General features: G+C 64.0%; 7 protein-coding genes. 5 read left to right on the forward strand and 2 right to left on the reverse strand.

The window, feature by feature from the left end:
- Positions 1–9 precede the first annotated feature (9 nt).
- From ABQJ48_RS28980 to ABQJ48_RS29000, 5 genes are read left to right on the forward strand one after another with little or no spacing between them, the layout of a single operon-like run.
- Positions 10–1,755: a carbamoyltransferase family protein gene (locus ABQJ48_RS28980; RefSeq protein WP_367841383.1), complete on the forward strand. Its 1,746-nt coding sequence runs from the start codon at positions 10–12 to the stop codon at positions 1,753–1,755.
- Complete coding sequence (locus ABQJ48_RS28985; RefSeq protein ID WP_367841384.1) at positions 1,752–2,831, forward strand: glycosyltransferase family 2 protein; 1,080 nt, start codon at positions 1,752–1,754, stop codon at positions 2,829–2,831. The genes ABQJ48_RS28980 and ABQJ48_RS28985 overlap by 4 nt, the downstream gene beginning before the upstream one ends.
- A complete protein-coding gene (locus tag ABQJ48_RS28990; protein WP_367841385.1) occupies positions 2,828–3,967 on the forward strand; it encodes a glycosyltransferase family 9 protein in 1,140 nt (379 codons plus the stop codon). Before ABQJ48_RS28985 ends, ABQJ48_RS28990 begins: the two co-directional genes overlap by 4 nt.
- Complete coding sequence (locus ABQJ48_RS28995; RefSeq protein ID WP_367841386.1) at positions 3,957–4,913, forward strand: glycosyltransferase family 4 protein; 957 nt, start codon at positions 3,957–3,959, stop codon at positions 4,911–4,913. Before ABQJ48_RS28990 ends, ABQJ48_RS28995 begins: the two co-directional genes overlap by 11 nt.
- A gap of 36 nt (positions 4,914–4,949) precedes the next feature.
- A complete protein-coding gene (locus tag ABQJ48_RS29000; protein WP_367841387.1) occupies positions 4,950–5,948 on the forward strand; it encodes a UDP-glucuronic acid decarboxylase family protein in 999 nt (332 codons plus the stop codon).
- 571 nt (positions 5,949–6,519) lie between these two features.
- Here ABQJ48_RS29000 and ABQJ48_RS29005 read toward each other — a convergent pair.
- Together ABQJ48_RS29005 and ABQJ48_RS29010 are read right to left on the reverse strand one after the other, a co-directional pair.
- Positions 6,520–6,840: a hypothetical protein gene (locus ABQJ48_RS29005; RefSeq protein ID WP_367841388.1), complete on the reverse strand. Its 321-nt coding sequence runs from the start codon at positions 6,838–6,840 to the stop codon at positions 6,520–6,522.
- Positions 6,841–6,879: 39 nt separating this feature from the next.
- Complete coding sequence (locus tag ABQJ48_RS29010; RefSeq protein ID WP_367841389.1) at positions 6,880–10,218, reverse strand: hybrid sensor histidine kinase/response regulator; 3,339 nt, start codon at positions 10,216–10,218, stop codon at positions 6,880–6,882.
- Positions 10,219–10,470: the final 252 nt, after the last annotated feature.

Here is a 10,470-nt window from a genome sequence, read left to right on the forward strand (position 1 = left end):
CGAACGCCCATGTACACACTCGGAATCAATGCCGTCTATCACGACAGCGCCGCGGCTCTGCTGTGCGACGGCGTCGTGCTCGCCGCTGCCGAAGACGAGCGCTTCACGCACGTCAAACACGCGAAACGCCCGGTGCCGTTCTCGACCTGGCTGTTGCCGTTCGACGCGATCGACTACTGCCTGAAGGCGGCCGGCATCACGCTCGCCGACGTCGATCACGTGGCCTATTCGTACGACCCCACGCTTTTCGGCGGCATGCCGAGCCGTCCGGGCGCCACCATCGAACTGCCGTTCGATCCCGCCGGCACGCGCCTGACCGACCCTTCGGCATCGCCATGGGACCCCCTCTTTCTGAGCTACATAGCCAACGCGAAAGGGCAATTGCTCGACGGCGCGCCGCACCATTTGCGCAAGCGTTTTCAGCGCGCAGACCGCGAGCACCGTTTCGAATGGCACTTCGTCGAACATCATCTTGCGCATGAGGCGAGCGCATTCCTCGCCGCGCCCTTCGACGACACCGCCGTGCTGACCATGGACGGCCGTGGCGAAGGCGTGACGACCAGCATGGGGCAGTTCGTCGGCGGCGAATATGTCCGGCTCAAGCAGGTCGAACTGCCGCACTCGCTGGGGCTGCTGTACGAGGCCGTCACCGACTGGCTCGGCTTCCTGCATTCGTCGGACGAGTACAAGGTGATGGCGCTCGCGTCGTACGGCAAGCCGCGATACGTCGATGTGTTCCGCGAGATCGTTCGCTATCGCAACGATGGCAGCTATACGGTCGAGGCGCCACGCCTCACCGAGCGTTTCGGAGCGCCGCGCGAGCGTGGCGGTCCGCTCGAACAGCGCCATTTCGACATCGCCCATTCGCTGCAGCGCGTGCTCGAAGAAACCGTGCTGCAACTGGCCGGCTGGCTGCATCGGCAAACCGGGCTGCGCAATCTCAGCATGGCCGGCGGCGTCGCGCTGAACTGCGTGATGAATGCCAGGCTGCGCGACGCCGGCCCGTTCGACGACGTCTGGGTCCAACCCGCCGCCGGCGATGCGGGCACCGCGCTCGGCGCGGCGTTGTGGATCGACTACCGCGAGCGCAGCGCCCGCGGCGACCGCCAGCGCCGCTGGACCATGGACCACGCATACCTCGGCCCCGAGTACAGCGAAACGGAGATCGAACAGTTCCTGCGCTGGTCGAAAGTGCCGTACCGCAAGCTCGCCGATATCGCCGGCGAAACCGCCGATCTGCTCGCCGACGGCAAAGTGATCGGCTGGTATCAGGGCCGCAGCGAGTTCGGGCCGCGCGCGCTCGGCGCGCGTTCCATTCTTGCCTCGCCAGTCGATCCGCACATGCAGGCGAAGCTCAATGAGATCAAGGATCGGGAGGACTTTCGCCCGGTTGCGCCGGTCGTGATGGAAGAACATGCGAGCGACTGGTTCGTCGACGGCAAGACGGCGCCGTTCATGCTGTTCGTTTTCGACGTGCGCGCCGACAAGGCCGAACGCATTCCGGCCGTGCGCCACGTGGACGGTACGGCGCGCGTGCAAACCGTCAACCGCACGCAGCACCCGCTTTACTACGACTTGCTGGCCGCGTTCATGCGACGCACCGGCGTGCCGATCCTGGTGAACACGTCCTTCAACACGCGCGGCGAGCCGATGGTGAATTCGCCGCGCGACGCGGTGGAATCGTTCTGGACCTCGCCGCTCGACGCCCTCGTGATCGGCCCGTTCCTCGTCGACAAAACGGGAGGGCGCGCATGAGTTCACCTGCGTCCGGTCGGGTCGATCTGAGCGGCGATTTCGCCGCTCGGCGCGGCGCCGCGCAGCCGATTGCCGCAAGCTACCGCGCTGCGTTGTCCGCCCATCTGGATGTCACTGTCGTCGTGCCGACCTATCGCCGGCCGGCGATGCTCGCCGCGTGTCTGGACGCGCTATGTCAGCAGGACTTTCCGGCGGATCGCTACGAGATCGTGGTCTGCGACGACGGTCCTGACGAAGGCACGCGCGTGTGCGTCGAACGCATTGCACAGAGGCAGGACGCGCGCGGAGTGACCGTGCGCTATGTACCGGTCACGCGCACCCAAGGTCCGGCCGGCGCGCGTAATGCCGGCTGGCGGCTCGCGCGCTCGCCGCTGATCGCGTTCACGGACGACGACACCCTGCCCGATCCGCGCTGGCTCACCGCCGGCGTCGCGGCGCTTGCGCAAGGCGCTGCCGCCGCCGCTGGAAGAATCGTCGTGCCGCTGCCGCCGTTGCCGACCGATTACGAAGCGGACGCGAGCGGCCTCGAGCGCGCCGAGTTTGCAACCGCGAACGCGTTCGTCGCCCGCAGCTTTCTCGATGCGACGGGCGGCTTCGACGAGCGCTTCACGTCTGCGTGGCGCGAGGACTCCGATCTGCAATTCACGCTGATGCGTGCCGGCGGCGAGATCGTGCGCGCCAGCGATGCCGTGGTCGTGCACCCGGTGCGGCCCGCGCGCTGGGGCGTGAGCATCGCGCAACAGCGCAAGAGCCAGTTCGATGCGTTGCTCTATAGCAAGCATACCGAACTATTCAGAACACGAATTCGCGCGCGCGCTCCGCTGCTCTATTACGCGATTCTTTGCGCCACGTTGACGGCGTTGCTCGGCGCGCTTGCCGGCCATGTCGTTGTCGCGCTCGGCGGGCTGCTGCTGTGGTTGCTGCTGACTGCGTACTTCTGCATGATTCGCCTGCGCGGCCGCGATCACAGCTGGCGGCATATCGCAGAAATGGCGTGGACCTCGATTCCGATTCCGTTCCTTTCCATCTTCTGGCGGCTTTATGGCGCCGTGCGTTTCAAGGTTCTGTTTCTATGAATGCACCCCTATCTCTGGCAACACTCGCGCCGCGCCGCATCGTCGTCTTTCGCGCGCTGCAACTCGGCGACATGCTGTGCGCCGTGCCTGCGCTGCGGGCGTTGCGGCAGGCGGCGCCGCACGCGCATATTGCGTTGATCGGTTTGCCGTGGGCACACGCGTTCGTCGAGCGCTACGCGGATCTCGTCGATGAACTGATCTTATTTCCGGGTGCGCTCGGCTTTCCGGAGCAACCCGAAACCAACGCCGGTTTGCCTGCGTTTTTTTCGCAGATGCGCGCGCGGCGTTTCGATCTGGCGATCCAGTTGCACGGCAGCGGTGGCATCGCGAACGATCTGCTGCTGGAACTGGGCGCGCGGGTCAACGCAGGCTTCGTGCAGCCGGACGAGGCGGCGCGGCACGGGGTATTCATCGGCTGGCCGGACACCTTGCCGGAGTCCGAGCGCTACCTCGCGCTGATGAATGCGCTGGGCGCGCGGGCGACCGACCGGCAGCTGACGTTCCCGCTGAACACGCGCGACTGCGACGAATATGCCGCGTTCGCGGCCGAGCATGGCATCGAAGCGCAGCGGCTCGTGCTGGTTCACCCAGGCGCGCAATTGCCTTCGCGGCGCTGGCCCGCCGAGCGCTTTGCCGACGTCGCCGACAACCTGGCCGCCGACGGCTGGCAAATCGCCATAACCGGCACCGCCGCCGAAGCGCCGCTGACCGGCGCGGTGCTCGGCGCGATGACTGCGCCGGCGCTGCATCTGGCGGGCGCAACATCGCTCGGCGGATTGGCCGCGCTCGTCGCGCATGCGCGCCTCGTGGTCTGCAACGACACGGGCATCTCGCATATTGCCGCCGCCATGGCTACCGCATCGGTGGTGATCGCATCGGGCAGCGACACGCGACGCTGGGCGCCGCTCGACCACGCGCGGCATCGCGTGCTCGCCGATTATCCCGCGTGCCGTCCCTGCATGTTCCGCGAGTGCCCTTATGGTCATCCGTGCGCGTTGAACGTCAGCGTGCAGCAGGTGGTCCAGACCGCGCGCGCGCAACTCGCCGAGGACAGCAGCGCGCATCCCGGCGCGCCCAACGCGCTGCATGCACGCACGAACCCGGACACTATCGAGGAGCGGCATCATGTTGCGTAATTGCCGCCATCTGCGCGTGCTGACCTGGCACGTGCACGGCAACTATCTGTACTACCTGACCCAGGCGCCGCACGACTTCTACCTGGTCACCAAGCCCGGCCATCCACCCGGCTATGCGGGCAAGGTTGGTGTGCTGCCATGGGGCGACAACGTCCACGAGATACCGATCGACGCGGTGGCCGACCAGCAGTTCGACGTGGTCCTGTATCAACACAGGACGCACTGGGAATACGACCGCGAGCATGTACTGAGCCCCGCGCAACAGCGTCTGCCGCGCGTCTATCTGGAGCACGATCCGCCTCAGGACAATCCATTCCAGCAATGGCATTGGGTGGACGACCCCGACACGTTGCTGGTGCATGTCACGCATTTCAACCAGTTGATGTGGGATTGCGGCGTCACCCCGACACGGGTGATCGAGCACGGTGTGGTGGTGCCCGAGGGCGTGCGCTACAGCGGCGAACTGGATCGCGGCATCGTGGTCGTGAACCACCTGGCGCAGCGCGGCCGGCGGCTCGGCGCAGACGTGTTCGCCGAAATGCGCACGCGCGTGCCGCTCGATCTGGTCGGCATGGATGCCGAGCGGCTCGGCGGCATCGGTGAAATCGGCAACCTCGATCTCGCTGCGTTCAGCGCGCGCTATCGCTTCTTTTTCAACCCGATTCGCTGGACGAGTCTCGGGCTTGCGATCGTCGAGGCGATGACGATCGGCCTGCCGATCGTCGGTCTTGCGACCACCGAACTGAGCACCGTGATCCGCAATGGCGAGAACGGCTTCGTGCACACCGACGTCAACGCGCTGGCGGACATGATGAACATTTTGCTGCGCGATCCCGGCGAAGCGCGACGTCTGGGCGAAGGAGCGCGCCGCACGGCGCTGGAGCGCTTCCATATCGACCGCTTCGCGCAGGACTGGCATGAGGTGTTGCAGCAAGTCACCGCGTGAATTCGAACTGAGCCGCGACGCGAAGGATAGAGCACCATGAAAGAACTCACCCGCAAACGGATTCTGGTGACGGGCGGCGCCGGCTTCCTCGGCTCGCACTTATGCGAACGCCTCGTCAGGCAAGGACACGACGTGCTGTGCGTCGACAACTTCTACACCGGCACCAAGGACAACATCGCGCCGCTGCTGGACTGCGCGAACTTTGAATTGATGCGTCACGACGTGACCTTTCCGCTCTACGTGGAAGTCGACGAAATCTACAACCTCGCGTGCCCCGCCTCGCCGATCCACTATCAGCACGATCCGGTGCAGACCACGAAGACCAGCGTGCACGGTGCGATCAACATGCTCGGGCTCGCCAAGCGCGTAAAGGCGAAAATCTTCCAGGCGTCCACCAGCGAAGTGTACGGCGACGCGCTCGTGCATCCGCAGAAGGAAGATTACTGGGGGCATGTCAATCCGATCGGTCCGCGCTCGTGCTACGACGAGGGTAAGCGTTGCGCCGAGACGCTGTTCATGGACTACCGGCGCCAGCATGGGCTGTCGATCCGCATTGCCCGGATCTTCAACACATATGGTCCGCGTATGCATCCCGCGGACGGCCGTGTGGTGTCGAACTTCATGATGCAGGCGCTGCGCGGCGCGCCGCTGACGCTCTACGGCGACGGTTCGCAAACCCGCTCGTTCTGCTATGTCGACGATATGATCGACGCATTCATCCGTTTGATGAATGTCGACGACGATCCGGGCGGCCCCATCAATCTCGGCAATCCTCACGAGGTCACGATGCGGGAGATCGCGCAGCGCATCGTTGCGATTACGGGGAGCGCGTCGCCGCTCGAATTGCATCCTCTGCCCACCGACGACCCGTGGCATCGTCAACCGGATATCTCGCGCGCGCGTCACTTGCTCGGCTGGCAGCCGCAGACGTCACTCGACGACGGCCTGGCCGCCACCGCACGCTATTTCCGTGCGCAGATCGAGGCTCATGACAGGGTTGCGCCGGAGTTCGCGGCGCCGCTGGCACGTAGCTAGACCTGGCGTGTCGAGTTCATCAGTCGCGGCGCTTCGCAATCCGGTCCGCGTCATGTTTGAGTGGGCGAGATCCTGGTCAGCGGGTTGGCCATCGCAGCGGACCTCGGCTTCGGCTGGGTTTGGCGGTTTCCGACGTCTAAAGGATTACGCGATTCGAGTTAAGTCGCTTGTGCTTCCTTTGTCAGCGATTTTTCCTACCCCAAGATCCCGACGCGAACTTTCATACCAGTCAAATTTATCAAGAAGTATCGAACCACGACACTTGATTCCAACACTTAATTCCATCGAATACACGAACTCTATTCATCAAAACTCCGTCGGAATTAGCGGGCGTCTGCTCCCGGCCACAAATGCAGCGACTCAACAAAGTCTCCATAATGCTATCGATGTTCTGCAAGGCTGAACGAATGTGTGCGGAAGTGCCGTGATGCAGACCTCGTGCCGGTTGCCGCAGTCGTCATGCGTTCGGTCGAGGAGAATCAGCCCGGAACAGAGCATCGAAGTCAGATGGAAATCCGGTGCACGACGCAGCAAAGCGTCTCACTTCTTTGCGCGTTATCAGATAGCAATGTCAAGTGATGCCATAGGAGATGGAAATGTCGAATGACGAACGGTGCGCAACGATTCGAGCGCTGCTTGCGTTCGCCGATCTGCGTAAGAGTGAAGAGCGCGAATTCATTTCAATCATGAACCTCCTGCTTCGCGCTTCGCCAAAAAGACGGCGGGAAATGATCGACCAGATCAGGCAGGGGTCTTCCAGGACGACCAACATATTAGAAGCCTGGGCTGCGAACTCAACGCAATAGTCGTCGCGGCGGTCCTGTTCGCGGACGGCTTCTGTCGCCTCGCGAACGAGGCTTGCAAACAGCGCCAGCGTCGCCGCGCGGCGCACTCGAGACGTATGCTTCCCGGGACCGGGCGCCAGAGCGCATCATGGGCGCGTCAATCCGCCTTGCGACAGCTCGTTAAGCTCGGACGCAATGTCGAAACCCGCCAGCCCAGCAAGCCCCTCACTCCTTATCGTTGCCTCCAGTGCGGCGCATCGTTGCGCAAGCGCACGTTGTCTGAACACGCCCAAGGTGCCCCGCAGCGAGTGCAGTTCGGCGAGCACGCGCGTCGCGTCGTTGTCCCGCTGCGCGCTGGCGATCGCCGCGAGCGATGCGTCGAACGACGAGAGAAAAACTTGCTGAACGTCGTCGGGCAATGCGTGGCCGCCCAAGGGGGCGTCGTCGGCGGCTTCCATCTGCGCGGTATTCGCCCCGGCTGCCTCGACCGGCATACCGGTCAGCTCCGAAAGCGCCGCCCGCAACCGCGCGAGCGACAGCGGTTTGCTCACTACCTGAGCGATGCCCAGCGCCTCGCAGCGCTTGCGCTCCTCCAAGGTGGTCCCAGCCGTTGCCGCCATCACCGGCATCGCCGGCCAGCGCATACGCGCCTCGCGCGTCAGCGCGTAGCCATCCATTTCCGGCATCGACAGGTCGGTCAGCAGCACGTCGAAGGTCTGTCGCGATAACCAGACAAGCGCCTGCTTGCCGTCTTCGGCCAGCACCGCATCACAGCCCAGTAACTTCAGTTGTTCTTCGAACAGCCTGCGGTTGGCGGCATTGTCTTCCGCCACCAATACCTTCAGCCGACGCGTGAGCAACTGCGGCGTTTCGTCCGCCGACTCCAGCGGCGCACCCTGCAGCATATGCTGCAATGCGCTCGAAAGCCCCATCAGACCGTAGCTCGACACACTCACGAAACGGCCGTTGGCCAAGGGTTGCGCCGGACCGTCAGCACTGCAGTCGATGACCCACGACGCCCCCTCGACCAGTCGGTTCTCGTCATCCACATGCCAGGTGTCGCGCTCGCCGCAAAGGATGACTGTCTGGACCTGATCCAGCATCGCCCCGTCGATTTGCGCCGGGTGCCGGTACGCGCTCACCGCAAGGCCCCAGGCCTGGAGCGCAGGTACTGCGTAGGCGTGCCAGGCATTGGCCGCGGCGACGAAAATGACAGGCTCTCCAGCGAACCGGGGCATCGCGGGCGCGCCCGCAGGCGCGCGCAACGGCACCCGCACCGTGAAACAGCTACCGTTGCCCGGCTCGCTGCGCACCACGATATTTCCGCCCATCGCCTGCGTGAGCCGGGCGCAGAGTGTCAGCCCAAGACCGGTGCCGCCAAAGCGGCGACTGACCGTCCCGTCCGCCTGACTAAACGGCTCGAATACTGCCGCCTGTTGTTGCGGTGTCATGCCGATGCCGCTGTCCTCCACCTCGACGACCAGCGTTGCGCGGTCCTCCACCGAAACCCGCAACGTCACCTCGCCGCGTTCAGTGAACTTGATGGCGTTGGACAGCAGATTGTTGATCACCTGTCCGAGCCGCGTCGGATCACCTTGTATGGGCTGCGCCGTCACCAGGCCGAAATCACCCGACAGCCGCAGCCCCTTCGCGCGCGCCACGGCCGCGAACATGGTCAGCGAGCGCGACGCTACTTCCAGCACATCGAAGCCGATACACTCCAGCGTCATTTCACCCGCCTCGATCTTCGAAAAGTCGAGCACGTCGCTGATGATTGCGAGCAGCCCGTCCGCCGACGCGCGGATCGTTTTTAGCCGGTCGCGCTGCAAAGCGTCGAGCGTGGATCGCGACAGCAGTTCGAGATTGCCGAGCACCGCGTTCAGCGGCGTGCGGATCTCATGGCTCATCATCGCCACAAACGCCGACTTGGCTGCACTGGCCAGGTCCGCCGTCTCCTTCGCCTCGCGCAACTGCTGCTCGAGGCGCTTATGGACCGTCACGTCCGTGAATGCGGTCACCAGCACGTCCTCGCCCCGGTAACGCGCCGGCGCCACATTCACCGCGAGGTCGATCGAGCCGCCGTCGCGCGTGGGCAGCGTCAACTCGTCGTGGAGGACCCCGCAGTCGTCACATGTGCCCTCCTGCCTGCGCTGCCGGTACTGTGCGGCCAGTTCCCACGTCAGCGTGGCCGCCGGCATGACGAGGCGCTTCGCAGTCTCGACCATGGTCGGGCTCGACAGAAGCGGCGTGCCGTTCTTCATGGCGATCAGTCCAAGTCCGACCGGCGCAGTGTCGATCAGCGTACGGCTCAGGCGCTCGCTCTCGAATACGCGTTCCGAGCGTTCGATGGCGGGCCTGAACACGTGTCTCCTGAAATACGTCAGAAACACCCATACAGCCACCAGCGTAGCGATCGTCATTGCCGCACTGATACCGATCTGCTTGTCGATGCTTGCGACGATGTCGCGCCAGGTATACGTGTAAACAAGCACCCAGCCTGTCTCGCCAAGACGTTCGGCAATCGTGAAAACACCGTTGCGCGACGTCTCACGCCTGGTACTGCCAATCGTCCTGACAACGTCCAACCACGGCTCGCCATCCTGAACGACGGCGCCCGGCGCACGCCCAGCCGTGCTGGCGACGATCTGCCCTTGATCCGACACGATCAAATAGTTGCCGTCGAACTTGTCCACGCGCAGCGGCGCGATCAGAAACTCCGGTTCGTATTCTGTCACCAGCATGGCGAACGGCAAATCGTTGTGGAACGCGGGCGCAGCCAGCCGAATCGCCATCTTGCCGGTCAGCGGGCTGACAGCCGGCGGTATCCAGAACATGGGTGGGGGTTGATCGGATTGCCGGGCTGCCCGGACATAAGCGAGCCTGTCAAGGCCCTCAGCGAGGGCCTCCATCAGATACGTATGGTCGGCGGGCTTGGAGAGCATGAGCGGATTGCTGGACGAAGGCGAAGGCATGATGCCGGCAATATCGTGCCGCGTGCCGTAGAAGTAGCCGGGAAGTTGCTGCCCGCGCGCCAGTGAATGGACGGTGCGGGCACGGCCGAGTTCTTGGGCAAGAACCAGATAGCGGCCTATGTCGTCGTCCGAACGCGCGTCGCCGTTCACCGCGAACACTCGCTGCGGCCACACAGCGGGCGACGGTTGCAGAATGAATTGATATCCATCCGAGCGGAAGCGCGCGACGAGCCCCGAATCAACCTTCAGCTCCTCGTGCCATGCGAGCTCCGCGCCTACGACCCCGGTGCGGAACGATTCTTCGCTCGCGCGGATTTGTCCCAGGATCAGATCGCGGTCGACGATGAAATCCTGCCGCTCCGTGGCAACGTGCGCGCGCCAGGCCGACAACGTCGAGAACGAGAAGGCGAGGAGCATCATGACCGTCGTCACCAGCCCGCCGCCGAACACGAGCAGCCGCTTGTAGCGGCGCAGTTGAGTCAGGGCGTGATGTTGTTGTGGGCTGGACGACATGGTGACACCCGTTCATGCTCCGTATGAGCGGCGCGCCATCAGTGATTGATGCGCGGCGCGCCGGTTGCAGGCAATTATCAAGGCATGAAGCGGAGTCTGGAGCAATTGATCCAGAAAATTGGATGAATCCTAGGGAAGGTCTGCACAACTCGTTTTCAGATCGCCGACCTTTTACCACTTGAACTGAGTCAGCCAGGAGAATCGGCCGACAGGTTGGTCGTCTGGCCTTTGAACCGCGACGCCCCCTGTTTG

This window comes from Paraburkholderia suaedae (assembly GCF_040812055.1).
In the GTDB taxonomy this organism is placed as follows: domain Bacteria; phylum Pseudomonadota; class Gammaproteobacteria; order Burkholderiales; family Burkholderiaceae; genus Paraburkholderia.

What these genes read in the sequence shown, in the direction of transcription:
- ABQJ48_RS28980 (WP_367841383.1), top strand. Translation starts at nt 10, where the DNA reads ATGTACACACTCGGAATCAATGCCGTCTATCACGACAGCGCCGCGGCT.
- ABQJ48_RS28990 (WP_367841385.1), top strand. Translation starts at nt 2,828, where the DNA reads ATGAATGCACCCCTATCTCTGGCAACACTCGCGCCGCGCCGCATCGTC.
- ABQJ48_RS29000 (WP_367841387.1), top strand. Translation starts at nt 4,950, where the DNA reads ATGAAAGAACTCACCCGCAAACGGATTCTGGTGACGGGCGGCGCCGGC.
- ABQJ48_RS29010 (WP_367841389.1), bottom strand. Translation starts at nt 10,218, where the DNA reads ATGTCGTCCAGCCCACAACAACATCACGCCCTGACTCAACTGCGCCGC.
- ABQJ48_RS28995 (WP_367841386.1), top strand. Translation starts at nt 3,957, where the DNA reads ATGTTGCGTAATTGCCGCCATCTGCGCGTGCTGACCTGGCACGTGCAC.
- ABQJ48_RS28985 (WP_367841384.1), top strand. Translation starts at nt 1,752, where the DNA reads ATGAGTTCACCTGCGTCCGGTCGGGTCGATCTGAGCGGCGATTTCGCC.